The 23766-nt window shown below is 72.6% G+C and carries 19 protein-coding genes and 1 pseudogene; 5 read left to right on the top strand and 15 right to left on the bottom strand.

What is annotated here, in order from left to right; all coding sequences use genetic code 11:
- Positions 1-31 precede the first annotated feature (31 nt).
- Positions 32-760, top strand: a complete 729-nt coding sequence (locus ACPXCS_RS00480) for a creatininase family protein (RefSeq protein WP_425945862.1) — start codon at positions 32-34, stop codon at positions 758-760.
- A 161-nt stretch (positions 761-921) separates the two neighbouring features.
- Here ACPXCS_RS00480 and ACPXCS_RS00475 read toward each other — a convergent pair.
- The 5 genes and pseudogenes from ACPXCS_RS00475 to ACPXCS_RS00455 all read right to left on the bottom strand — a co-directional run.
- Positions 922-2181, bottom strand: a pseudogene (locus ACPXCS_RS00475) (lysylphosphatidylglycerol synthase domain-containing protein); the annotation flags it as partial.
- A gap of 359 nt (positions 2182-2540) precedes the next feature.
- Positions 2541-3743 carry an SAM-dependent methyltransferase gene (locus ACPXCS_RS00470; RefSeq protein ID WP_425945860.1) on the bottom strand — a complete coding sequence of 401 codons (1203 nt, stop codon included), beginning with the start codon at positions 3741-3743 and terminating at the stop codon, positions 2541-2543.
- Positions 3740-4948 (bottom strand): glycosyltransferase family 4 protein, encoded by a 1209-nt coding sequence (locus ACPXCS_RS00465; RefSeq protein ID WP_425945859.1) that lies wholly within the window; start codon positions 4946-4948, stop codon positions 3740-3742. The genes ACPXCS_RS00470 and ACPXCS_RS00465 overlap by 4 nt, the downstream gene beginning before the upstream one ends.
- Positions 4945-5343: a 6-pyruvoyl trahydropterin synthase family protein gene (locus ACPXCS_RS00460; RefSeq protein ID WP_010043117.1), complete on the bottom strand. Its 399-nt coding sequence runs from the start codon at positions 5341-5343 to the stop codon at positions 4945-4947. The genes ACPXCS_RS00465 and ACPXCS_RS00460 overlap by 4 nt, the downstream gene beginning before the upstream one ends.
- Before the next feature lie 172 nt (positions 5344-5515).
- Complete coding sequence (locus ACPXCS_RS00455; protein ID WP_425945858.1) at positions 5516-6496, bottom strand: zinc-dependent alcohol dehydrogenase; 981 nt, start codon at positions 6494-6496, stop codon at positions 5516-5518.
- Positions 6497-6604: 108 nt separating this feature from the next.
- Between ACPXCS_RS00455 and ACPXCS_RS00450 the strand changes: the two genes are divergently transcribed.
- Positions 6605-7366: a CDP-alcohol phosphatidyltransferase family protein gene (locus ACPXCS_RS00450; protein ID WP_425945857.1), complete on the top strand. Its 762-nt coding sequence runs from the start codon at positions 6605-6607 to the stop codon at positions 7364-7366.
- Positions 7367-7379: 13 nt separating this feature from the next.
- Here the strand turns inward: ACPXCS_RS00450 and ACPXCS_RS00445 are convergent, their stop codons facing one another.
- A complete protein-coding gene (locus tag ACPXCS_RS00445; RefSeq protein WP_425945856.1) occupies positions 7380-7760 on the bottom strand; it encodes a winged helix-turn-helix transcriptional regulator in 381 nt (126 codons plus the stop codon).
- A 117-nt stretch (positions 7761-7877) separates the two neighbouring features.
- Between ACPXCS_RS00445 and ACPXCS_RS00440 the strand changes: the two genes are divergently transcribed.
- A complete protein-coding gene (locus ACPXCS_RS00440; RefSeq protein WP_425945855.1) occupies positions 7878-8279 on the top strand; it encodes a RidA family protein in 402 nt (133 codons plus the stop codon).
- Positions 8280-8293: 14 nt separating this feature from the next.
- On the opposite strand, the gene ACPXCS_RS00435 is transcribed toward ACPXCS_RS00440, so the two are convergent.
- A complete protein-coding gene (locus ACPXCS_RS00435; RefSeq protein WP_425945854.1) occupies positions 8294-9808 on the bottom strand; it encodes an ABC transporter substrate-binding protein in 1515 nt (504 codons plus the stop codon).
- A gap of 110 nt (positions 9809-9918) precedes the next feature.
- Here ACPXCS_RS00435 and ACPXCS_RS00430 point away from each other — a divergent pair, with 110 nt between their 5' ends.
- Positions 9919-10860, top strand: coding sequence for an AAA family ATPase (locus ACPXCS_RS00430; protein ID WP_425945853.1), 942 nt, complete (start codon positions 9919-9921; stop codon positions 10858-10860).
- Positions 10861-10963: 103 nt separating this feature from the next.
- Here ACPXCS_RS00430 and ACPXCS_RS00425 read toward each other — a convergent pair whose 3' ends face one another.
- The 5 genes from ACPXCS_RS00425 to ACPXCS_RS00405 form a co-directional block, all read right to left on the bottom strand.
- Positions 10964-12841, bottom strand: a complete 1878-nt coding sequence (locus ACPXCS_RS00425; RefSeq protein ID WP_425945852.1) for a discoidin domain-containing protein — start codon at positions 12839-12841, stop codon at positions 10964-10966.
- Positions 12842-12989: 148 nt separating this feature from the next.
- Positions 12990-14348 carry a GH1 family beta-glucosidase gene (locus ACPXCS_RS00420; RefSeq protein ID WP_425945851.1) on the bottom strand — a complete coding sequence of 453 codons (1359 nt, stop codon included), beginning with the start codon at positions 14346-14348 and terminating at the stop codon, positions 12990-12992.
- Between the two features lie 29 nt (positions 14349-14377).
- On the bottom strand, positions 14378-15217 hold the full coding sequence (locus ACPXCS_RS00415; protein WP_425946109.1) for a carbohydrate ABC transporter permease: 840 nt from the start codon (positions 15215-15217) through the stop codon (positions 14378-14380).
- A gap of 8 nt (positions 15218-15225) precedes the next feature.
- A complete protein-coding gene (locus ACPXCS_RS00410) occupies positions 15226-16215 on the bottom strand; it encodes a carbohydrate ABC transporter permease (protein ID WP_425945850.1) in 990 nt (329 codons plus the stop codon).
- A gap of 5 nt (positions 16216-16220) precedes the next feature.
- Positions 16221-17537, bottom strand: coding sequence for an ABC transporter substrate-binding protein (locus ACPXCS_RS00405; RefSeq protein WP_425945849.1), 1317 nt, complete (start codon positions 17535-17537; stop codon positions 16221-16223).
- Positions 17538-17791: 254 nt separating this feature from the next.
- On the opposite strand from ACPXCS_RS00405, the gene ACPXCS_RS00400 reads away from it, so the two are divergent.
- Positions 17792-19597: a coagulation factor 5/8 type domain-containing protein gene (locus ACPXCS_RS00400; RefSeq protein ID WP_425946108.1), complete on the top strand. Its 1806-nt coding sequence runs from the start codon at positions 17792-17794 to the stop codon at positions 19595-19597.
- Positions 19598-19797: 200 nt separating this feature from the next.
- Here the strand turns inward: ACPXCS_RS00400 and fusA are convergent, their stop codons facing one another.
- The 3 genes from fusA to ACPXCS_RS00385 form a co-directional block, all read right to left on the bottom strand.
- Entirely contained in the window at positions 19798-21843 is a 2046-nt protein-coding gene (gene fusA, locus ACPXCS_RS00395) for an elongation factor G (RefSeq protein WP_425945848.1), read from the bottom strand.
- 326 nt (positions 21844-22169) lie between these two features.
- Positions 22170-22706: a DUF5958 family protein gene (locus ACPXCS_RS00390; RefSeq protein WP_425945847.1), complete on the bottom strand. Its 537-nt coding sequence runs from the start codon at positions 22704-22706 to the stop codon at positions 22170-22172.
- A gap of 154 nt (positions 22707-22860) precedes the next feature.
- Positions 22861-23679, bottom strand: a complete 819-nt coding sequence (locus tag ACPXCS_RS00385) for a hypothetical protein (protein WP_425945846.1) — start codon at positions 23677-23679, stop codon at positions 22861-22863.
- Positions 23680-23766: the final 87 nt, after the last annotated feature.

Genomic DNA, 23766 nt, shown 5'->3' with positions numbered 1-23766 from the left:
TTCCTAAGCAGAGACGAAAGGCCGTGACGTGATGAGTGAACTGGTGCCGGCGGACACCACGGAGGACGTACGGACGCGGGGCGCCGATGTCTCACGGCAGGTCGCGGTGCTTCCCGTGGGCAGCTTCGAGCAGCACGGTCCGTATCTTCCGCTGGCGACCGACACGCTCGTCGCCTGTGCCGTCGCGCGGGAGATCGCCGGCACGTACCCGGTGCACCTCCTTCCTCCGGTGACGATCTCGTGCTCGCACGAGCACGCGGCCTGGCCGGGGACCGTCAGCATCTCCTCGGTGACCCTTCATGCGGTGGTACGGGACATAGCGGCGTCGCTCCGCCGGTCCGGAGTCGACGCCCTGGTGGTGGTCAACGGGCACGGCGGTAACTACGTGCTGGGCAACGTCGTTCAGGAGTCGTCCGCCCGCGGCGAGCGGATGGCGCTCTTCCCGGCCCCGGAGGACTGGGAGGCGGCGCGTCAGCGGGCGGGTGTGGTCACCTCGCTGCTCACCGACATGCACGCGGGGGAAATAGAAACCTCCATCCTTCTGCACGCTCATCCCGAAATGCTCCGACCCGGTTATGAGACCTCCGATTTCGTCGCTGACGACCGGCGTCATCTGCTCACCCTCGGCATGTCCGGCTATACCGATTCCGGTGTCATCGGCCGTCCTTCACTGGGTTCGGCGGAAAAGGGGAAGGAACTCCTGGCGAGCCTCGCGGAATCCTTCGGGACGTATTTCTCGATGCTGACCTCCGAGGCGTAGGCACTCCGCGGCGCGGGGCCGGCGTCCGGGCCCGCCGCGGCGGCGCGGGCCCGGTCCGCGGCGCGCAGGCCCCCGTACCAGCGGGCGACGAGGACGGCCAGGCCGGGCAGGCTCGCCACGAGGCTGAGCACCCCGTAGACGACGGCGACGGCCAGGCCCCGGTCGGCGCCGAGGCCCGCGGCGCCGAACGCCCAGGCGGTGACGCCCTCCCTGGGACCCCAGCCGCCGACGTTCAGCGGCAGTCCCATCGCCAGCAGGGCCAGCACCGCGAGCGGCACCAGCACGGCCACGGAGGCGGTGGTCCCGGCGACGCGGGCGGCGAGGACGAACATGGCGACGTAACCTGCCAGGACGACCACCGAGGAGGCAAGCACTCCGGGTCCGTTGCGGCGGGACAGCAGACCTTCGCGTGCCTCGGCGAGCAGCGCGCGCGCCTTCCCGGCCCGGCGCGCGGACGCGGCCCGGTTCATGCGCAGCGCGAGGACGACGGCGAGGGCGCCCAGTCCGGCCAGGGCCGCGAGCGGGGCGATGTGGCGGGCCTGGCCGAGCACCGGGGACGGCATGGTCAGCAGGACCACCGCGGCCGCGGCGAACAGCGCGAGCTGCCCGGCGGCCCGTTCGAGGACGACGGCCTTCACACCGCGCCGCAGGTCACCCTGGCTCTGCCCGTGCCGCACCGCCCGGTGGACGTCGCCGAGGACACCACCGGGCAGGGCCGCGTTGAGGAACAGCGCGCGGTAGTAGTCGGCGACGGCGGGCCCGAACGGCAGCCGGATGCGCAGACCGCGCGCGACCAGGGCCCACCGCCACGCGCTGAACACGGTGGTGACGGCACCGATCCCGAGCGCGAGCAGCAGCGTCACGGCGTCGATCCGGCGCAGCCCGTCCACGAAGGCACCGGTGCCGAGCCGCCAGAACAGCACCCCGACGATGGCGACCCCGGCGACGGTCCCGAGCCGCGTCCGCGCCTTCCGCGAACCGAGCCGGGCGAGGAAGGCCCGCGGGGAGCCGGGCACGGGGGCCCCGGTGCGGTGACCGGGCACCGCCGAGTCCGTCGTGGACGACGGGACGTCGGGTACCTCGCCGGGGCGGGCCGCGTCCGAACACTCGGCGGGGCGGGCCGCGTCCGATGGCTTGGCGGTGCGGGCCGCGTCCGACGGCTCGCCGGGGCGGGCCGCGTCCGATGGCTCGGCGGGGCGGGCCGCGTCCGAAACCTCGGCGGTGCGCGCCGTGCCCGAACCCCCGGCAGCACGCGCCGTGCCCGAAAGCCCGACGGTGCGCGCCGCGTCCAATGGCTCGGCGGGACCGGCCGCGTCCGAAACCTCGGCGGGGCGGGCCGTAGCCGAAAGCTCGGCGTTGCGCGCCGCACCCGAACCGTCGGCGGTCCGGGCCGTGTACGAAACCTCGGCAGTGCGCGGCATGTCCATGTCCGGCAGCCCGGCGGTACGCGCCGCGTCCAATGCCTCGCCTGAGCCTGCCGCGTCCGCACGCTCGGCCGAGCGGGCCGTGTGGCCCTCGCCCGTGCGGTGCTCCGAAGAGGCGCCCCTGTCGGGGCCCGACAGCACCACGACCGCCACGTCGCCGTGCCCGGTGCCGGACGCGGCGGCGGGCACGGTCACCCCGGTCCGGCCGGCGTGGCGGCGGCGCGCCCGCCCGGAGTCCGCCGGGGCCACCAGGACCACCGGAACCGGCCGGGCCGGGGTCGCCCGGGCCGGGCCCGGCATTTCCGTCGTCGGCAGGGCCGGCGCGGGCCGGGGGCGCGTGCCCGTCGCCCGGGGGGTCATGACGCTCCGCCCACCGGACGGCACAGGGCAAGGAGGTCGGTGTGGTGCACCGTGACGCGCAGCTCACCGGCCGCGCACTGCCGCAGACGGTTGTTCAGGTAGAGTTCCGCCTCCGCCCGCAGCTCGGGACGCTGCTCGACCGCCGCGCCGACCCAGCCGCGCAGCCACTGCTCGGTGAGCGCGCCCTGCTCGGGACCGAGCCGCCAGGGGCTCGGATGCAGCCGTACGGTCGCGCCGTGCTCGGAGAACGCCTCGGCCGCCGCCGTGACCGCGTCGGGGCCGAGCAGGCCGTCGCGGCGCTGGTGGTCGTTGAACGCCCAGGCGATCTCCGCGTCGAGCGGGTGGGAGGGGGTCAGTTCCACGCGCCCGGCCACGGACAGCGTCAGCAGGGCGGGGCAGCCCGCTCCGGCGCAGGCGGCGGCGAGCGTGTCGATCTCCTCGCGGGTGAGGACGTCGAGCAGGGCGGACGCCGTCACCAGGGAGGCGCCGTGCAGGGCGTCCGCGGTGAGGCGGGCGACGTCACCGCGCCGCGTCTCCACGCTGACCCGGCTGCCGTCGGCGGCCGAGCGCGGGGAGGCGACGGCGGCGAAGTGCAGCAGGTAGGGGTCGCGGTCGTGCAGGATCCAGTGCTGCGCGCCGTCCAGGCGGGAGGCGAGCCAGCGGCCCATCGAGCCGGTGCCGCAGCCCAGGTCGTGGATGACGACACCGCCCGGCTTGCCCGGCATGTTGGCGAGCCGGATCCGCAGCGGGTCGAGCAGGTCGTGGGCCCGCGCGGCGGCGTCGGCCGGCTCGCGCAGCTCCAGCCACTCGGGCGCGTAGCGGGGCGGATCCTCGGGAGAGGCCTCGCGCAGCTTGACGGTGGGGCGCGAGCCGGGTGTGCCGCTGGGGCCGGCGCCGGGGATGACCGCACCGGCGGCCTGGACCGGCGCGGCCGGGCCCGTGGGTCCGGGCCACGCGGGGACCGTGCCGGTGGAGCTCTCCCGGCCGGTCCCGCCCCGCGCGCCGGCACTCGCCTCCGCGACCTCGGCGGACCGCCCCGCCGCGTGCGAACCACCGGGACCGGAAACGGAACCGGAACCCGAGCCGGCGTCCGGGGCGCCCGCGCCGGGCGTCACGCCGTCCTGCGCGTCCACGGCCTCCACGCGCCCGGGCCGGGCCGGGATCGGCCCGCTGCGCCTGGTCGTCGCCGGGTTCGTCATACGGCCCTCCGGGGTTCGGTCGGAAGCCGGCGCAGGACCGCCGCCAGGCTCTGTGCGGTCGTCGCCCAGCCGTCGAGGGCGGCGCGGCGGCCGCGGGCGGCGGCCTTCAGCCGGCGTCGTACGTCCGCCTCGCCGAACCAGCCGCGCAGTTCGGCGGCGATGGCGGCGGGGTTCTCCGGCGGGACGAGGATGCCGGGCACGCCGCCGTCGGGGGCGCGGCCGACCGCCTCGGGCAGGCCGCCGACGTCCGTCGCCAGCACCGGGATGCCCCGGGCCAGCGCCTCGGTCACGGCCATGCCGTAGGTCTCGGCGTAGGAGGTGAGGACCATCAGGTCGGCGGTGGCGTAACTGGCGTCCAGCGCGGCGCCGGACTGCGGTCCGGCCAGCTCCAGCCGGTCCTGCAGGCCGTGCCGGGCGATCAGGGACCGCAGATGGGCGACGTACTCCGGGTCCTGGGTGAGGGCGCCGACGCACACGCAACTCCACGGCAGGTCGGTCACCGCGGCCAGGGCCTCCACCAGCCGGTGCTGTCCCTTGCGCGGGGTCACGGCGGCCACGCACAGCAGCCGCGACACACCGTCGGTGCCGGGCGCGAGGGGCGCGATGTCGGCGCCGGGGGCCGCGACATGGACCCGCTCCGGGGGCAGCCCGTGGTGGGCGACCAGCCGGCGGACCGCCCAGTCGCTGGTGGCGATCACCGCGGGCACCGCCCGCAGCACCGCCCGCTCCCTGGCGTCGAGTTCGGCGGCGACCGTCGCGTCGAGTCCCGTCTCGTCGCCGAGCGGGAGGTGCACGAGCACGGCCATGCGCAGCCGTTCCGCCTCCGGGACGACGATCTCCGGCACACCGCAGGCGACCAGCCCGTCGAGCAGGACGACGGCGCCGTCGGGCAACGCGGCGAGCGCGCGGGCGAGTTCCGTCCGGGCGGCCGCCCCGGGCCGGGGCCACTCACCGGCGACGGTGTGCTTGCTGACCTGCCAGCCGAAGCCGGGCAGGTCCAGGCAGACGCGCCGGTCGTAGGCGTTGCCGCCGCTCGGGGTGGCCAGGTCGTCGACACCGCCCGGCAGCACGAAGTGCACGGTGCGCAGGGACATCGGGATGATCTCGGCGTTCTTCAGGGCGGCGTGCTGCACGGGCACGTAGTCGAGCCGCGCCGGTGCCGCCGGTCCGGTCGGCCCGGGCCGCTCGAGGGTGGTGTCGGTCACAGCGCACGCTCGTAACTCGCCCAGGCGATGTGCGACTCGTGCAGCGTGACGGTGAGGCCGGCGATGCCCTTGGCGCCTTCGCCCAGCGCGCCCTTGTGGATCCGCTCGGCGAGCCGGTCGGCGATGACCTTCGCCAGGAACTCCGTGGAGGTGTTGACCCCGGCGAAGTCCGGTTCGTTGTCGAGGTTGCGGTAGTTCAGCTCGCTGACGACGGCCCCCAGTTCCTGGGTGGCCAGTCCGATGTCGACGACGATGTTGTCCTCGTCCAGCTGTTCGCGCCGGAACGTGGCGTCCACCAGGAACGTGGCGCCGTGCAGGCGCTGCGCCGGTCCGAAGACCTCGCCGCGGAAGCTGTGGGCGATCATGATGTGATCGCGGACGGTGATGCTGAACAACGGACGACCCTCCAGGTGCGGCGCGTCTGCTCCCCCGCGATGGCTGCCGGGGATGCCGGGTAGTACGGCTGCTTGCCTTCCCCCGTTCAGCGTCGGCTACGTCTTTTCTCAGGTCAGGCGCTCTTGTCCCGGCCGATGTCGTACCTGATGGAACGAATCGTCAGCCGATGCGTCAATCGCTCTCGTCGTAACGGACCCGGTGGCACAGGGCGGGGATCTCCCCCGAGGCGAGCCGCGGCAGCACCTCGGGCAGGTCCTGGAAGGCGGATTCGCCCGTGACGAGGGCGTCGAGCGCCGGGTCGGCGAGCAGATCGAGGGCGAGGGCGAGCCGGTCGGCGTAGGTGCGGCCGGGGCGGGCCGGGGAGACGGTGCCGACCTGGCTGGAGCGGATGGCCAGGCGCCGGGAGTGGAAGGCCTCGCCGAGCGGCAGGCTCACCTTCCGGTCGCCGTACCAGCTCAGTTCGACGACGGTGCCCTCGGCGGTGAGCAGCTCCAGGGACCGGGCGAGTCCCTGTTCGGTGGCGCTGGCGTGGACGACCAGGTCGCAGGCGCCGTCGGCGTCCTGCGGGGTGGCGAAGGACACACCGAGCGCCTCGGCGGTCTTCGCGCGGGCGGGGTCGGCGTCGACCAGCTGGACGCGGACGCCGGGGAACCGGGCGAGCAGCCCGGCGACCGAGCAGCCGACCATGCCGCCGCCGACCACGGCGATCCGGTCGCCGATCAGGGGCGCGGCGTCCCACAGGGCGTTGACGGCGGTCTCCACCGTTCCGGCGAGCACGGCCCGTTCGGCGGGCACGCTGTCCGGGACGGGCGTCACGGCGCTCGCCGGCACGACGTAGCGGGTCTGGTGCGGGTAGAGGCAGAACACCGTCCGGCCGGCGAGCGCTTCGGGTCCCTCCTCCACCACGCCGACGTTGAGGTAGCCGTACTTCACCGGGCCCGGGAAGTCGCCCTCCTGGAAGGGCGCCCGCATGACCGAGTGCTGGCTGACGGGCACGCCGCCGCGGAAGACGAGTGTCTCGGTGCCGCGGCTGACGCCGGAGAACAGCGTGCGGACCAGCACCTCGCCCTCGCCGGGATCCGGCAGGGCGACGTCCCGGATCGCGCCTCGGCCAGGCGAGTCGATCCAGAAAGCGCGTCCGGTGTGCTTCATCGAGGTCCTCCTGAACGATCGGGAAGCTGCTTGCGTACCGAGGGGTGCACAGGCCGCGCACAAGGTAGCGGCGTTGATCGACTCTGTCACACGGCCGGAGGGTGTTCGGTGGCCCTGAACAACACGTACGACGCGAGGTTCGTCCAGCAGGAGACCGCCGTGGGGGCGGGTGTGCAGGTCCTGCTGCTGGCCCTAATCGGCACGGCGATCGGGATGGGCCCGGTGGGCTGGCTGAGCGGCCTCGCGTTCGCGATCGCCACCTGGGCGGTCCTCTCCCGGGCCCTGCACCGCTCCGGACTGCGCTCGTTCGGCGCGGCGAACCGGGTCACCCTCGGCCGGGCCACCCTGGTGGGCGGCGTGACCGCGCTGGTCGCGGACTCCTTCCAGAGTTCGCCCCCGGTGTCGCTGTTCGTCGGTCTGACGGCGGTGGCGCTGATCCTGGACGGCGTCGACGGCAAGGTCGCCCGCCGCACCGGCACCTCGTCCCCGCTGGGCGCGCGCTTCGACATGGAGGTCGACGCGTTCCTGATCCTGGTGCTGAGCGTGTACGTGGCGACGCAACTGGGACCGTGGGTGCTGCTGATCGGCGGCATGCGGTACGTCTTCGTCGCCGCGGCCCGGGTCTGGCCCTGGCTGACGGCGGCGCTCCCGCCGAGCACGGCCCGCAAGACGGTCGCCGCCCTGCAGGGCGTGCTCCTTCTGCTGGCGGGCGCCGAACTGCTGCCGTACGCGGCCGGTTTCGGCGTGGCCGCGCTGGCCCTGGCGCTGCTGGTCTGGTCGTTCGGGCGGGACGTGCTGTGGCTGTACCGGACGTCGCGGACCGAGGAGGCCCCGGCGCCGCGTCCGGTGCGGGAACTGGTCGCGGGCTGACGCCCCGGCCCGGTCAGGCGCCGAAGCGCCCCCGGGCCGCCTCGATGTGACCGAGGTACTCATGGGTCCAGCCGCAAATCAGGTCGACCGTGGCGCGCAGGGCCCGGCCCGGTTCGGTAAGCGTGTACTCGACCTTGGGCGGCACGGTGGGGTGGACCGTCCGGTCGACCAGGCCGTTGCGCTCCAGCATCCGCAGGTTCTGGGTCAGCATCTTGTGGCTGACGCCCTCGACCTCGTCGCGCAACTCGCTGAAGCGGAGCGTGCGTTCGCCGAGGGCCTCGATGATCAGCAGCGCCCACTTGTTGGCGACGTCGGAGAAGATCTCCCGCGCCAGCGAGTCCGCCCGCCGGAGGTCCGCGTTCTCCGGCACGTCCCTGAGCTGCTTGGTCACCATCTGGTTCCCCTGTCACCGAAAAGTGCGTTCTTCCAGGCCGGCGTTCACTCTCCTACGGTTCCTGAGTAACCACAAGAGAGCACGGACGGACCCGGGCTCGACGGAAGGACGGGAACCATGACCACCCTCGACCTCTATGACCACGGCATCCCGGCCGAGAAGTACTTCGGCTACACGCAGGCGATCAGGTCCGGCGAGCTGATCCACGTCTCCGGCCAGCTCTCCTTCGACGACGCGGGCGGCTTCAGCCCCGAGGACGACGTGGCCGCGCAGCTCGCGCGCACCTACGTCAACCTCGACAAGGTCCTGGCCCACTACGGCGTCACCCGCGACCAGATCGTCTCGCAGACGCTGTACGTGGTGGACCTGGTGCGCAACGCGGAGGTGGTGGCGGAGGCCAACCGCACCTACTTCGGCTCGCACCGCCCGGTCAGCACGGCACTGGGCGCCACCGAACTGACCTTCCCCGGGCAGTCGATCGAGATCAGCTGCGTGGTCGACACGCGGATGCCGGCCTGACGCGGGAGGCCCGTTCAGCGACGCGTGCCGGGCCCCACCAGGGTCCGCTCGTAGGGGTCGAGGAGCACGCCCCGGACCTTCGGGGAGACGCCGAGGACGATCCGCTGGTGGGCGAGCGGCACGACCGCGTCCGTGCCGAGGATCGCCGCCTCCGCGGCCATCGCCGCGTCCTGCCGCTCCCCCGTGCCGTCGGCCCGGTCGGCCTTCGCGACGGCCCGGTCGACCTTCCGGTCGCACAGCAGGGCGAGGTTGTAGCCGCCGTCGCAGGTGTAGTCGCCGGCGAGGATGCCGACGGGGTCACCGGTGTCCAGGAGGCTGTTGCGGGCGCCGATGAAGGCGTCGAACTTCCCCGCCAGCGCGTCGCTCTCCAGCCGCGAGTACTCACGCACCTGCAGCTTCACCTCGAACCCGGCCTTCTCCAGCTGCTGCTGCACGACCTGGGCCACCTCGGGGAGTTCGGGCCGGTTGTCGTACGTGGCGAGGGTGAGGGAGGTCCCGTCGGGCCGGGCCGGCGCGGCCCGCCCGGACGGCTTCACGCGCTTGCCCTTCGCCCAGGTGACGGCGGGGCCGTAGAGGCCGGCGCCCGGGTCGGCGTACCCCTCGAAGACACCCTTGACGAGGGCGGAGGAGTCGATCGCCGCGCGGGCGGCGGCGCGCAGCCGGGGGTCCTCGAAGGGGCCGCTCCTGGTGTTGAGGTGCAGGCTGGTGGTGCGCGTGGTGCCGGCCTCCCGGCGGGCGTCCCCGTCGAGGGTGGCGGCCTGGGCGACGGGCACGGCCTCGGCGATGTCGACGTCGCCGGTGCGTACGGCGTTGGCGCGGGCGGTGCCGTCCTTGACGAAGCGCGCGTCGATGCCGGAGGCCTGGGCGAGGCCGCCCCAGTGATCCTCGAAGCGGTCGAGGGTGGCGGAGCCGGTGCCGTCGACGCGGATGATCTCGAAGGGGCCCGTGGCGGTGCCGACCGGTGTGGGGTGGCCCGGCTTCCGGTAGGCCTTCGGGGAGAGGACCGCCAGGCTCGGGCCGGCCAGGCGCATGGGCAGGACGGGGTCGGGGGCGGCGGTCGTGGCCCGTACGCCGTCGTCGCCGTCGGGCCGCGCGGTGAGGGTGACGCCGGCGAGGGGGGCGGGCACGGGCTTCGCCTCCGCCGCGTGGGTGAGCGCACCGGCCACGGCCGACGGGGTGACCTCGGTGCCGTCCTGGAAGGTGGCCTCGCGCAGGGTGAAGTGCCAGGTGCGCTCGTTCACACGGGTCCAGGACCGGGCGAGTGCGGGGGTCGCTGCGCCGTTGGCGTCCAGCGCGGTCAGTCCTTCGGTGACGCCGAGGCGGCTGAGCAGCGTGGCGTCGGCTCCGTACGGCGAGAAGTTCTCGGCGGGCGGGAAGGCGAGGGCGACGCGCAGCCGGGAGCCGGGTTGCGCGCCGTCCGACGAGGACTCCCCGCCGGGTGAGGCGAAGCAGCCGGCCAGTCCGGGGAGGAGGACGAGGGCGGCGAGGAACCGGGCGGGACGCTTACTGCTCTGGACACGCACTTGCACATCCTATGCACCACGGTCCGGCCCGATCGGCCCAGGGGATTTGACAGTGGCGACGGTCACTCCCTAAAACCTAGTCACATGACATCCATTTTCAAAACGCCGGGCCGGTCATGAGGGTCGCGTTCGTCGGCAAGGGCGGCAGCGGCAAGACCACGCTGTCGGCGCTCTTCTCCCGCCACCTCGCGCGCTCCGGCGCCCCGGTCCTCGCCGTCGACGGCGACATCAACCAGCACCTGGCCGAGGCCCTGGGCCTCGAGGAACGGCCCGCCGTCCCCCTGGGCCCGTGTCTCGCCGAGATCAAGGACTTTCTCCGGGGCGACAACCCGCGCATCACCTCCACCGAGGCGATGCTCAAGACGACCCCGCCCGGCCGCGGCTCGCGCCTCCTGCGCCCCCTGGGCGACGACGCACTGCACGCCCGCCACGTGGGCCGGGCCGGCGGCGTACCCCTGATGGTGACGGGCGAGTTCGACGAGTCCGACCTCGGAGTGGCCTGCTACCACTCCAAGCTCGGCGCGGTCGAGCTGTACCTGGGCCACCTGCTGGACGGCCCCGGCGAGTACGTCGTGGTCGACATGACAGCGGGCGCGGACGCCTTCGCATCGGGCCTGTTCACCCGCTTCGACCTCACGTTCCTGGTGGCGGAGCCGACCCGCAAGGGCGTCTCGGTCTACCGCCAGTACCGCGACCACGCCGAGCAGTTCGGCATCCGCGTCGCGGTCGTCGGCAACAAGGTCACGTGCGAGGACGACCTGCTCTTCCTCAAGGAACAGGTGGGCGACGACCTGCTGACGCACCTGGTGCACTCCCCCTGGGTCCGCGCGGCGGAACAGGGCCGGGCGTCGGGCGAGTTGGAACCCCACAACCGCCACGCGCTGAACGTCCTGCGCGAGACGGTCGACGCCCAGGTCCGCGACTGGACCCGGCTCCACCGTCACGCGGTCGAGTTCCACCTGCGCAACGCCAGGGCCTGGGCGGACGCCCGCACGGGAGAGGACTTGGCGGCGCAGGTGGATCCGGAGTACGTACCGGGACCTCCGGCCCTGCTCTGAGGCGACCGGGATCACCGTCGGCGGACCCCGCACCGCTCTCGGCCGAGGAGCGGCACCGGCGGTTGTTCGTCTTGCCCCCGGCGACCCGTGCACGGCGCGACGGTCAGCCCTTCTGCTCCACCCGCACCCAGTCCACCTCCGCCCGCACTCCCCCGCCCGCGATCCGGTCCACGCTGGACTGCGGCAGGCCCCAGTAGGGGGTCGTCACCTTGTTCCAGCCGGCGGGGTAGGCGCCGCCCAGGGCCAGGTTGAGGATCACGTACTGGTGGTGGGCGAAGACCCACTGGCCGCGGGTGGACTCCAGTTTGTTGCGGGTCGTCTCCTGGACCAGGCGGTCGTCGACGAAGAAGCGCATCGTCGTCGGGGTCCATTCGACCGCGTAGGTGTGCCATTCGTCCGCGCGGCCGCCCCCGGGGTACACCTGGCGGGCGCCGATGTTGCCGTCCGCCGAGTAGCCGGGGCCGTGCAGGGCGGTGCTGGTCCAGTCCGCGTAGCCGATGTTCTCCATGATGTCGGTCTCGCCGGAGGAGGGCCAGCCGACCGAGGGGTCGTCGACGTCGCTGCCCAGGAGCCAGAAGGCCGGCCAGAAGCCGTCGCCGACCGGGAGTTTCATGCGGGCGCTGACCTTGCCGTAGGTGAAGTCGAACCGGGTGTGGGTGTCGATACGGCCGGAGGTGAAGTCGTAGGTGGCGCCGCCCGCTTGTGTGCAGCCCTTGCAGTGCTTCGCCGACAGCAGCAGGGCGCCGTTCTCCGTGCGGATGTTGTCCGTCGAGTCGACGTACGCCTGCGCCTCGCCGTTGACCGAGCCCATCTCGGTGCCCGTGCGCACCACCCGCCACTTGCCGCGGTCCAGGGCCGGGCCGGTGAAGTCGTCGAAGAACGTGGTGCGGTAGGTGCCGGTCTGCTCGACGGGCAGTGCCGGGTACGCGGCCGTCGCGCTGCCTCCCGTGCCCCAGACCTCGAACTCGTAGAGGGAGTAGCCGAACTGGGCCGTGGCGGGGGCCGGGTTGTGGAAGGAGCGCCGTTCCTTGCCGAGCATGCGGACATAGCGGCCCGTGACGGGCTGGGGCAGCCGGACGGAGTCGTGCAGGCCGACGGCTTCCGCCGGTGACTTCACGTTCGCGCGACGCGTCGCGACCTCGGCGGCCGACGGGCGGTACACCGTGCGCCAGGTGCGGTTGTCGTCGGAGACCTGGAGTTCGTAGTCGACGGCGTAGGCCGCCTCCCAGTACAGGTCGACCGAGTCGATCGTCGCGGGTGCGCCGAGGTCGACCGAGACCCAGCGGTTGGCGTTCCAGTCGCTCGACCAGCGGCTGACGTCGGCCTTGAGGTCCGCCGGCCGGCCGCCGTCCGTCACGAACGCCGGGGAGTTGCCGGCGTGCTGGTAGTAGTTCGCGTAGGCCGGGTGGTTCAGGGCGAGGTTGGTGCGGGTCGTGGAGGCGGGGGCCGGTTCGCCGCCGTAGACCCTCATCGACCAGAGGGAGTAGCCGTAGGGGGTGGCGCGTTCGACGCCGCGCAGGCGCACGTAGCGGGCCGTGACCTCCTGGGGGTAGGTGTGGGCCGTGACCGAGCCTCCGGTGCCGGCGGTCTCGGTGAAGAAGGGCGTCCAGTCGGTGCCGTTCTTCGAGGCCTCCAGGACGTAGCGCTTGCCGTACGCGGCCTCCCAGTCCAGGACGACCCGGTCGACGCGGATCGTCGAGCCGAGGTCGACGCGGATCCAGGCGGTGTCGGAGAAGTCGCTGGACCAGCGGGTGGAGCCGTTGCCGTCGAAGGCGCGGCCGGGGGACGTGTCGGGGTTCTCGCTGCCGGACGCCGTGACGGCGGCCGGGTTCGCGGCGTGGGCGGCCGCCGCTCGGTCGGTGTCCCAGGCGGCGGCCGCGGCGCGCGGCTCGGGGGCGGGGGCGGCGAAGGCGGGACCCGCGGTCAGCAGCGTGAGGGCCGCGAGCGCGGTCAGGAGGGTGCGGGGCGTACGGGACGGCATGGCTCTCCTCCGGTTCGATGTGCACAGGGGGGCGGGGAAGGGTCGAATGACCCGTGAGTGATGGCGTGTACCTGACAGTTCATAGGTCGAAGCGGAGCGGGCCGGGGTGGGCGCGGACTCCCGCGTCCCGCCCACCCCGGCGTTCGGATCAGGCCGCCTTGCGGGCCCGGCTCCGGTGGTCGCGCACCACCTCGGCGTACCGATGCCCCGTCCCCTTGATCGTCCGCTTCTGCGTCGCGTAGTCCACGTGGACGAGCCCGAACCGCTTCTCGTAGCCATACGCCCACTCGAAGTTGTCGAGCAGGGACCAGGCGAAGTAGCCGGCCAGCGGGGCGCCCTTGCGGGCGGCGGAGGCGCAGGCGGCGAGGTGGCCCAGGAGGTAGTCCTGCCGCTCGGGGTCGTCGACGGTGCCGTCGGGGCGGACGACGTCGGGGAAGGCCGAGCCGTTCTCCGTGACGTACAGCCGGCGCGCGCCGTACTCCCGCGTGAGGCGGAGCAGCAGCTCCTCGATGCCGCCCGCGTCGATCTCCCAGTCCATGCCGGTGCGCGGGACGCCCTCGCGCCGCACGGCACGGGCGTACGGCGCGGGGCCGTCCGGGTCGTCGGCCACGGTCTGCGGGAAGTAGTAGTTCAGGCCCAGCCAGTCCAGGGGCGCGGCGATGACCGCCGAGTCGCCGTCCCGCTCGGGGAGTTCGACGCCGTAGACCTCGCGCATGTCGTCCGGGAAGCCCCGGCCGTGCACCGGGTCGAGCCACCAGCGGTTGGTGTGGCCGTCCATGCGGCGGGCCGCGGCGAGGTCCTCGGGGCGGTCGGAGGCGGCGTGGATGGTGGAGAGGTTGTTGACGATGCCCACCTGGGCGTCCGGGACCGCCGCCCGGATCGCCCCGGCGGCCAGGCCGTGGCCGAGCAGCAGGTGGTAGCTGGCGCGGACGGCGGCGGTCAGGTCGGTCCAGCCGGGGGCCATCTTGCCTTCGAGGTGGCCGATCCACGCCGAGCACAGGGGCTCGTTGAGGGTGGCCCAGTGGGTGACGCGGTCGCCGAGCCGCCCGGCCACGACCGAGGCGTACTCCGCGAACGCGTGGGCCGTGTCGCGCTCCGGCCAGCCGCCGCGGTCCTGCAGCGCCTGCGGCAGGTCCCAGTGGTAGAGCGTGACCGACGGGGTGATGCCGGCCTCCAGCAGGCCGTCGATCAGCTCGTCGTAGAAGGCCAGGCCCTTGGGGTTCACGGGGCCGTCGCCGCCCGGCACGATGCGCGGCCAGGCGACCGACAGGCGGTAGGCGTTCACGCCGAGCTGCCGCATCAGGGCGATGTCCTCGCGCCAGCGGTGGTAGTGGTCGCAGGCGACGTCGCCGTGGTCGCCGCCGGCGGTCTTGCCCGGGGTGTGCGAGAAGGTGTCCCAGATCGACGGCGCACGGCCGTCCTCCGCCACGGCGCCCTCGATCTGGTACGCGGACGTGGCGGTGCCCCACAGGAAGTCGTCGGGGAGGGCGGCATGGTCGATGGTCACGGAGGTCCTCTCGGGAACGTACGGGTGGGTCACTTGACGGCTCCCGCCGTCAGGCCGGCGACGAGATAGCGCTGGAGCAGCAGGAAGCCCGCGACCACGGGGACGCTGACGACCAGCGAGGCGGCCATGATCTGGTTCCAGTACACGTCGTTGAGGGTCGAGTAGCCCTGGAGGCCGACGGCGAGGGTGCGGGTGGTGTCGTTGGTCATCACCGAGGCGAACAGCACCTCGCCCCAGGCGGTCATGAAGGCGTAGACGGCCACCGCGACGATGCCCGGCACGGCCGCCGGGACCACCACCCGGAACAGCGCGCCCAGCGGGCCGCAGCCGTCGACCAGCGCCGCCTCGTCCAGGTCGCGCGGCACCGAGTCGAAGTAGCCGATCAGCATCCAGATCGAGAACGGCAGCGAGAAGGTGAGATAGGTCAGGATCAGCCCGCCGCGCGAGCCGAACAGGGCGATGCCCGTCGCGTTGCCGATGTTGACGTAGATGAGGAACAGCGGCAGCAGGAACAGGATGCCGGGGAACATCTGCGTCGACAGCACGGTGACCGTGAAGACGCGCTTGCCGCGGAAGTCGTAGCGGCTCACCGCGTACGCCGCGAAGACCGCGATCACCACCGAGCAGACCGTCGCCGCGCCCGCCACGATCAGGGAGTTGACGAAGTAGCGGGCGAGGGGGACGGTCGACCAGATGTCGATGTACGGGCGGATCGTCAGCTCGGTCGGCAGCCAGCGGAACTTGCCCGTGACGTCCGCGAGCGGCTTCAGCGAGCTGGAGACCATGACGTAGACCGGCAGCAGCACGAAGCCCGTCAGCAGCGTCAGGAAGACGCGCCGGGACCACAGGAAGGACCGCGGCGGGGCCAGGGGCGAACTCATGAGGCGGTCCTCCGTCCGCGCGAGGTCAGCACCAGGTACACGCCCGTCACCAGCAGCAGGAACAGCAGCAGGAGCACCGACATCGCCGAGCCCGTGCCGAAGTTCCAGGTGACGAACGACGCCTGGTAGATGTGCACCGAGATGAGGTCGGCCGCCGCCGGCGCGGTCCTGCCGAACAGGACGTACGGCGTGTTGAAGTCGTTGAACGTCCACAGGAACAGCACGAGGACCAGCACCTGGTTGACCGGGCGCAGCGACGGCAGGGTGATGCGGCGGATCTGCTGCCACACCCCGGCGCCGTCCAGGGCGGCCGCCTCGTACAGCTCGCGCGGGATGTTCTGCAGTCCGGCCATCACGATGAGGAAGGCGAACGGCCAGCCCTTCCACACCGACACCGTCAGCAGCGCGATGAAGCTGTTGTCGCCGATGAGCCAGAAGGACGGCTTGTCGGTGAGGCCGAGCTGGTCGTGCAGGACGTGGTTCACCAGGCCGTTGTCGTGCTGGAACATGAACACCCAGGTGATGACGGCCGCGTAGACCGGCAGCGCGTACGGCACCAGGAACAGCGCCCGCAGCAGGCCGCGGCCCCGGAAGGTGTCCTGCATGAAGACGGCCGCGGCGGTGCCGATCAGCCAGCACAGGCCCACCGACAGCAGCGTGAAGGCGACGGTGACGAGGAAGGAGTGCAGCAGCGCCTCGCCGACGGGGGCGTCGAAGTCCACCGACACCTTGTAGTTGTCCAGGGCGGACCAGGGGGCGGCGCCCCAGTCGCGGATGTAGAACTGCGTGAGCTCCTTGAAGCTCATCACGACGCCGATCACCATCGGCACCAGGTGGACGAGCAGTTCGAGCAGCAGCGCGGGCACCAGCAACAGGTAGGGCAGGCCGACGCGGCGGATCCGTCCGGTGCGGCGGCGGGGGCCGTGCGCCGCACCGGACGGGCTCTTGCGGACCGGCGGCGTGCCGGCTTCAACCGTGGTGGTCATGTCGTTCAGGCCGCCGGCATCTGCTGCTGGGCCTTCTCCAGGGCCGCCTTCACCGACGCCGTGGTGACGGCGCGTCCCGCGGCCGCGTCGGCGAACAGGTCCTTGATGGCCGTGCCGACGGCCGTCTCGAACTGCGACTCGTCGGCGACCTGCGGCAGCGCGACGGCGCTCTTGGCGAGAGTGTCCTTCAGGACCGCGTTGGCCGGGGTGGCGAACGCGGCGTCCGACTGGGCGGTCTTCACCGGCGGGATCGAGCTGTAGGCCTTGTTGAGGATCTTCTGCTCGTCGTCGCTGGTCATGAACTTCACGAACGTGGTGGCGCCGTCGAGGTTGTCGGTGTTCTTGAAGACGGCGAGGTTGATGCCCGCCACCATCGAGTTGACCTGCTTGCCGGTGCCCGGGGTGCCGGACTGCACGGGCACGGGCGCGATGCCGTAGTCGTCCTCGCTCATGCCCTGGGACTTGAGGTTGGCGGAGGCGGACTGCCACAGCAGCATCGCCGTCTTGCCCTTGGCGAAGTCGCTGACGGACTGGTTCTGCGCGTACTCGGCGTTGCCGGGTGCGATGACCTTGTCCTTGGCCATCAGGTCGACGTACTGCTTGACCGCGGCGACCGTGGCGTCGCCCGTGAAGTCCGGCTTGCCGTCGGCGGTGAAGAAGTCGGCGCCGTGCTGCTTGGCGAAGACGTAGGCGTGGTGGATGTTCTCGGACGGGTTCGAACCCTCGGCGCCCAGCCCCCACTTGCCGTCCTTGGAGAGCTTCCTGCCGTCGGCGACCAGCTCGTCCCAGGTGGCCGGCGGCTTGGAGATGCCCGCCTCGGCGAACATCTTCTTGTTGTAGTAGAGCGCGTACGACATCGAGTACAGCGGGACCGCGGCCGGGTCCTCGCCCTCGGCGCCGGTGGAGCCGAGCGCCGAGTCGACGAACCGGTCCCGGCCGCCGATCTTGTCGAAGTTCTTCGCGTCCCAGGGCAGCAGGGCGCCGGTGGCCTGGAGCGAGGCGCTCCAGGTGTTGCCGATGTTCAGCACGTCCGGGCCCTGGCCGGAGGTGGTGGCGGTGAGGATCCGGTTGAGCAGGTCGGACCAGGGGACGACCTCCAGCTTCACCTTGATCCCGGTCTGCTTCTCGAACTTGTCGAGTTCGGGCTGGAGGACCTTCTTGTCGATCTCGATGCTGGCGCCCTGGTTGGACGCCCAGTACGTCAGCGTCTTGGGCGAGTCGTTCGACCCGCCACCCGTGGCGGAGCCGCCTCCGCAGGCCGTGGCCGCGAGGACGAGTGACAGTGTGACGGCGCCTGCGGCCGCGGCTCGGGTACTGCGCATGCTGCTCGTGTCCCTTCCGGGAGTACGGGAGTACGTCCCCCCAGACCGTGCTCCCCCGCCGGGAGGGAGTCGTCATGGCTTAATTTAGGACGTGAGTTAACCCCCGGAGGGCAGGCCCGTCAAGGGTTTGGACGCACTCCGTGAAGTCCTGCCGCACCTCTTGACGCGACTGTTCCAGGGATGAACCATTCAGCGGCGAGAGAGCGCTCCCCGCACCCCACACCGTTCACTTCATGAACCAGGAGAGCCGCCCCATGCCCACCGACTCCCCGTCATCCGGTCTGCCCTCCCCCGGCCGCCGGGCCGTCCTCGGCGCCGCCGCGGCGGCCACCGTGCTCGCCGGCCTGCCCGGCACGGCCGCGGCCGCCCCCGCCGAGGGCAGGAAGCCCGCCCGCACGAAGAAGGCCCGGGCCCTGCCCGGCGGCGGCGACCTCGGCCCCAACGTCGTCGTCTTCGACCCCTCCACGCCGAACATCCAGGGCAGACTGGACGAGATCTTCCGGCGTCAGGAGTCGGCCCAGTTCGGCACCGGCCGCTACCAGCTGCTGTTCAAGCCCGGCACCTACCACGGGCTCAACGCGCAGATCGGCTTCTACACCTCGATCTCCGGCCTCGGCCTCTCCCCCGACGACACCACCATCAACGGCGACATCACGGTCGACGCGGGCTGGTTCAACGGCAACGCCACACAGAACTTCTGGCGTTCGGCGGAGAACCTGGCGGTGGTCCCCGTCAACGGCACCAACCGCTGGGCCGTCTCCCAGGCCGCCCCGTTCCGCCGGATGCACGTCCGCGGCAACCTCAACCTCGCCCCGACCGGGTACGGCTGGTCCAGCGGCGGCTACATCGCCGACAGCCGGATCGACGGCCAGGTGCAGCCGTACTCGCAGCAGCAGTGGTACACCCGGGACAGCGCGATCGGCGGCTGGCTCAACGGCGTGTGGAACATGGTGTTCTCCGGCGTCGAGGGCGCTCCCGCGCAGGGCTTCCCCAACCCGCCGTACACCACGCTGGCCACGACGCCGGTCTCCCGCGAGAAGCCGTTCCTCTACCTCAGCGGCAACGAGTACCGGGTCTTCCTGCCCGAGAAGCGGACCAACGCCCGCGGCGTCACCTGGGGCAGCGGCACCCCGCGCGGCACCTCCCTGCCGCTGACCCGCTTCTACGTCGCCAAGCCGGGCGTCTCAGCGGCCACCCTCAACCAGGCCCTGTCCGAAGGCCTGCACCTGCTGCTGACGCCTGGCATCTACCGCCTCGACCAGCCGCTTCGGGTGGACCGCGCCAACACCGTGGTCCTGGGCCTCGGTTACGCGACCCTCATCCCCGACAACGGGGTCACGGCGCTCAAGGTCGCCGACGTCGACGGCGTCCGGCTGGCCGGGTTCCTGGTCGACGCCGGTCCGGTCAACTCCGCGACCCTGCTGGAGATCGGCCCGCCCGGGGCCGCCCGGGACCACTCCGCCAACCCGACCACCGTCCAGGACGTGTTCGTCCGCATCGGCGGGGCGGGCGCCGGCAAGGCCACCACCAGCATGGTCGTCAACAGCCGCCACACCATCGTCGACCACACCTGGGTCTGGCGCGCCGACCACGGCGACGGCGTCGGCTGGGAGACCAACCGGGCCGACTACGGCGTCGTCGTCAACGGCCACGACGTCCTGGCGACCGGCCTGTTCGTGGAGCACTTCAACAAGTACGACGTGCAGTGGTTCGGCGAGCGCGGCCGCACGATCTTCTTCCAGAACGAGAAGGCGTACGACGCGCCGAACCAGGCCGCGATCCAGAACGGCTCGGTCAAGGGCTACGCGGCCTACCGGGTCGGGGACAACGTGACCAGCCACGAGGGCTGGGGCCTGGGCAGCTACTGCTATTACAACGTCGACCCGAGCATCGTGCAGCACCACGGCTTCGCCGCGCCGAACCGGCCCGGGGTGCGCTTCCACGACCTGCTCGTGGTGTCGCTGGGCGGCAACGGGCAGTACGAGTGCGTCATCAACGACACGGGGGCGCCCACGTCGGGCACCTCGACCGTGCCGTCGACGATCGTGTCCTACCCGTAGGGAGGCTCGTGTCCAGCCCATGGGGACTCCTGCCCATGGGGGTCCCTGCCCACGGGGCCCCTGTCGCGGGGCCCTCGTGCCCGGGGACGCTCATGCGCAGGGGCGCTTGTGCCCAGGGACTTGGTGCCCAGGGGCGCTCATGACCCGCCCGTAGGGGCGGGCCGGCCCCTTCCCTACGCCGAAGGGAAGGGGCCGGGTCCCTACCGCACCGCGGTGGCGGCCACCGGCGCCGGCGCGAACCCGGTGGGCCGGGCCGTGAACGTGCCGCGGCCCTGGGTGCGGCTGCGCAACCGGGTCGCCCAGCCGAACAGTTCGGCCAGCGGCACGGTCGCGGTGACGACCGCCGCGCCCGCCCGGGTGACCGAGCCGGTCACCCGGCCGCGCCGGGCGGCCAGGTCGCCGAGGACACCGCCGACCGCGTCCTCGGGCACCGTGACGGTGACCTCGGCGACCGGCTCCAGCAGGAGCATCGCGCAGGCGCGCAGGGCCGCGCGCAGTCCCAGCCGGCCGGCGGTGCGGAACGCCGTGTCCGAGGAGTCCTTCACATGGGTGGCCCCGTCGGTGAGCGTGACGCGCAGCCCGGTCACCGGGTGCCCGCCGAGCGGCCCCTCCGCGAGGGCGTCCCGGCAGCCCGCCTCGACCGCCCGGACGTACTCCTGGGGCACCCGCCCGCCGACCACGGCCGAGCGGAACGCGAAGGCGCCCTCCTCGTACGGCTCCACGTCGAGCACGACATGGGCGAACTGCCCGGCCCCGCCGTCCTGTTTGACGTGCCGGTACACCAGCCCCGACACGCCCCGGCCCACGGTCTCGCGGTGACTGACCCGGGGCCGGCCCACGGTGACCTCCACGCCGAGGTCGCGCCGCAGCTTCTCCACCGCCACCTCCAGGTGCAGTTCACCCATGCCGGAGAGGACGGTCTGCCCGGTCTCCGGGTCGGTGCGCGCGACCAGCGAGGGGTCCTCCTCGGTCAGCCGGGCCAGCCCCGACGCGAGGCGGTCGGTGTCGCCCGCCCCGCGCGCCTCGACGGCGACCGACACCACCGGCTCGGGCGTACCGGGCGGTTCCAGCAGCAGGGGAGCGTCCGGCGCGCACAGGGTCGAACCGGCCCGGGCCGACTTCAGCCCGACGACGGCGACGATGTCCCCGGCGACGGCGCTGTCCAGCGGCGCGTGCCGGTCGGCCCGCACACGCAGGATCCGGCCGACCCGCTCGGTGCGGCCCGCGGTCGCGTCCCACAGCGTGTCCCCCTTCGCGATCGTCCCCGAGTAGATCCGCAGGTACGTCAGCCGCCCGGTCGCGGTGGCCTGCACCTTGAACGCGAGGGCGACCGGCGGCGCCGCCGGGTCGGCGGGCCGTCGCCGCTCCTCGCCCTCGTACGTGCCGCGCACGGGCGGCACGTCCAGCGGCGAGGGCAGCCAGGCCACGACGGCGTCGAGCAGCGGCTCGATCCCCCGGTTGCGGTACGCGGAGCCGCACAGCACGACCACGCCGTCACCGTCCCGGGTCAGGTCCCGCAGGGCCGTGACGAGTGTCCGCTCCGAGAGCGCGCCGGTGGAGCAGTACTCCTCCAGGGCGCCCGGATGCAGCTCCGCCACGGCCTCCTCCAGGGCCCGGCGGCGGGCGAGGGCCTCGTCCCGCAGGCCGTCCGGCACCGGCAGGTCGTCCGGGGTGTCGCCGTCGCCCCACAGCAGCGCGCGCATACGGACCAGGTCGACGACGCCGGCGAAGGCGTCCTCCGCGCCGATCGGCAGCTGGACGGCGAGCGGCGCGGGATGCAGTCGCTCCCGGATCGACGCCACGGCCGCGTCGAGGTCCGCGCCGGCCCGGTCCATCTTGTTGACGAACGCGATCCTCGGCACGCCGTGCCGGTCGGCCTGCCGCCACACCGACTCGCTCTGCGGCTCCACCCCGGCCACCGCGTCGAACACGGCCACGGCACCGTCCAGCACCCGCAGCGCGCGCTCCACCTCGTCGGCGAAGTCGACGTGCCCGGGGGTGTCGATGAGGTTGATCCGGTGCCCGTCCCAGGCGCAGCTGACCGCCGCGGCGAAGATGGTGATGCCCCGGTCCCGCTCCTGCGGGTCGAAGTCCGTGACGGTCGTGCCGTCGTGGACCTCACCGCGCTTGTGCGTGGTTCCGGTGGCGAACAGGATCCGTTCTGTGACGGTGGTCTTGCCGGCGTCGACGTGGGCGAGGATGCCGAGGTTGCGGACGGCGGCGAGCGGGTGGTGGATGGTGCGCACGGCCCGGGGCCTTTCGATGCGGGTCGGGAAAAGGGCAGCGCGATTCCGGGGCGGCGAGAGGGGGCAGGCAGACGCGCGGACCCGACTCACGTCGAGTAGGCGCTGAGTGCCCGGAGTTCGTCCCGGTCAGCCGATGCCGCCGCGCAGCGGGCACCGGAGGGACGAAGACACGAGGATCACCTCGTAGCGCGGGAGGGCGACGGCGGCAGCGGTGTGATCACGCACGGCCGTCTCCCTTCGTTCGTCACGCCGGCGCACCGCCCGGGTCGTGGGCGGCGCGGGTACGTGCGTGAGTGTAGGGAGCTGCGAGTGGCCGGTGCCAGGGATTATTCCGGCGGGGCCGGGGCGCCGCCGACGCCCGAGCCGGCCCTCTCGGATGCATTCCGCAACTCTGGGCACGTCTCCTGACCTTCAACACGGTCAGGACCGGGCGCAGGCGAGCCGGCGAACGAGCCCAGGTTGTGCCATGGATGTCCGCAAGCGCCTTGGCAGTACGTCGCGCGGCGGCGCGCGTCGGCGACGGCGAATGCGGAAACGAGGACGCGAAACGCCGCGACGTGTTCGGCGGCAGGGAGGTCGGCGAACCCGTAGCGGGGCGGGTCCATGCAGATCATCACCGCGGGATTGGCGGTGGTCTTCACCCCCGACCGCGCCACCCCCGCACGCCCGTCCGCGGCGGTGACATGCGCCTGCATCGCGTAGCCGGCGACTTCCCGCAGCACCTCCTGTCGGCGCGTCGGGGCCAGGTCGCAGAACCACCCCACGCAGGCGTCCAACGTGCGCAGCCCTTGCGCCGCCTCGTTGACGACCCGTTCGACTTCGCACCGGAAAGGGTGGCCGTCGTCCCTGCTCAGTTCCGCCATCGCTTGAGGGTTCCACAAGCACGCGGCAGAGGTGCACGCTGCCGGCGGAGGGGCCGGGCCGGTGCCCCACTGATGCCGTCTCCGCTCGGATGACGCGCGCATGAGCTCAGGGCCGGAGCCCTCGCCCGCTGCGGCGATCGAGGGCTCCGTGCTGTCACTGCGCGCTGTCTCCCCTGTCGTCCGGGGCGGCTCGGTCGTCGATGACGATGCGGACCGGGTCGGCTCCGTCGCCGCGGTGGGGGCGGGTGAGGATCTCTTGCACGGTCTCGGTGAGTCGCTCGTGGAGGTGGGCGGCGATGGCGCGAGTTCCCGGGTCGGCGGCGATGTGGCTGACGTTGTGGAGGCTGGTCAGGGCGGCGACGAGGCTGGGGCCGGAAACCTTGGCCAGGATCGTGCCTTCGGTGTCGTGGACGCCGGCCGGGAGGTGGAAGTGCTGGTCCGTTCCCGCGTGCTTGACGAGGAACTCCCAGGTGTCGCGGTGGGCGTGGAGGGTGGCGGCGGAGATACCGGCTGCTGCTTGCAGGGTTTCTTCGTCGGGCTCGGGGATGCTGCCGGGTTCGCTGATCGGCTGAGGCGCGAGTTCGGGCGGTTCCGGATCGGGCGTCACCTGGGGCTTCTCGACCTCGGGCTCCGGGCTCGGCGGGTCCGTCGGGGTCTCCGGCGGGCCTACGGCCCTGACTTGCAGTCGGCTGTCCAGTTGGCTGATGGCTCCTCGGAGGGCGACGAGTTCGCCGCCGATGCCAGCGAGGGGCCCGCTGGTGACTTCGTCGGTGCGGGTCAGAGCGTCACGGGCGATTGCCCGCATCTCGGTGAGGCCGCTGGTCATGGCGGCGGTGGTGTCCTGACGGATCTGGTTGATGGTGTCCTGCTGGTCCGCGACCTGCTGCCTGACGGCGGCGAGGTCGGTGGCGAGCTTCCCGAGCTGCTCGATGACCTGCTGAAGCTGAGCTCGGTCTCCACTGCCGAATGGCACGCTTCCCCCCTTGCGGTCACTGGTGACCTTGAAAGGGTCGTGCGGTGACGACTTGTCGGCAAGGGTGCGATTTCGCCAGGAAAAGGA

Origin of the sequence: Streptomyces sp. DT190 (genome assembly GCF_049846985.1) — a bacterium.
Classification (GTDB): domain Bacteria; phylum Actinomycetota; class Actinomycetes; order Streptomycetales; family Streptomycetaceae; genus Streptomyces.
The sequence above is the reverse complement of the archived record's forward strand: the minus strand, read 5'-3'. Positions and strand labels throughout refer to the sequence as shown.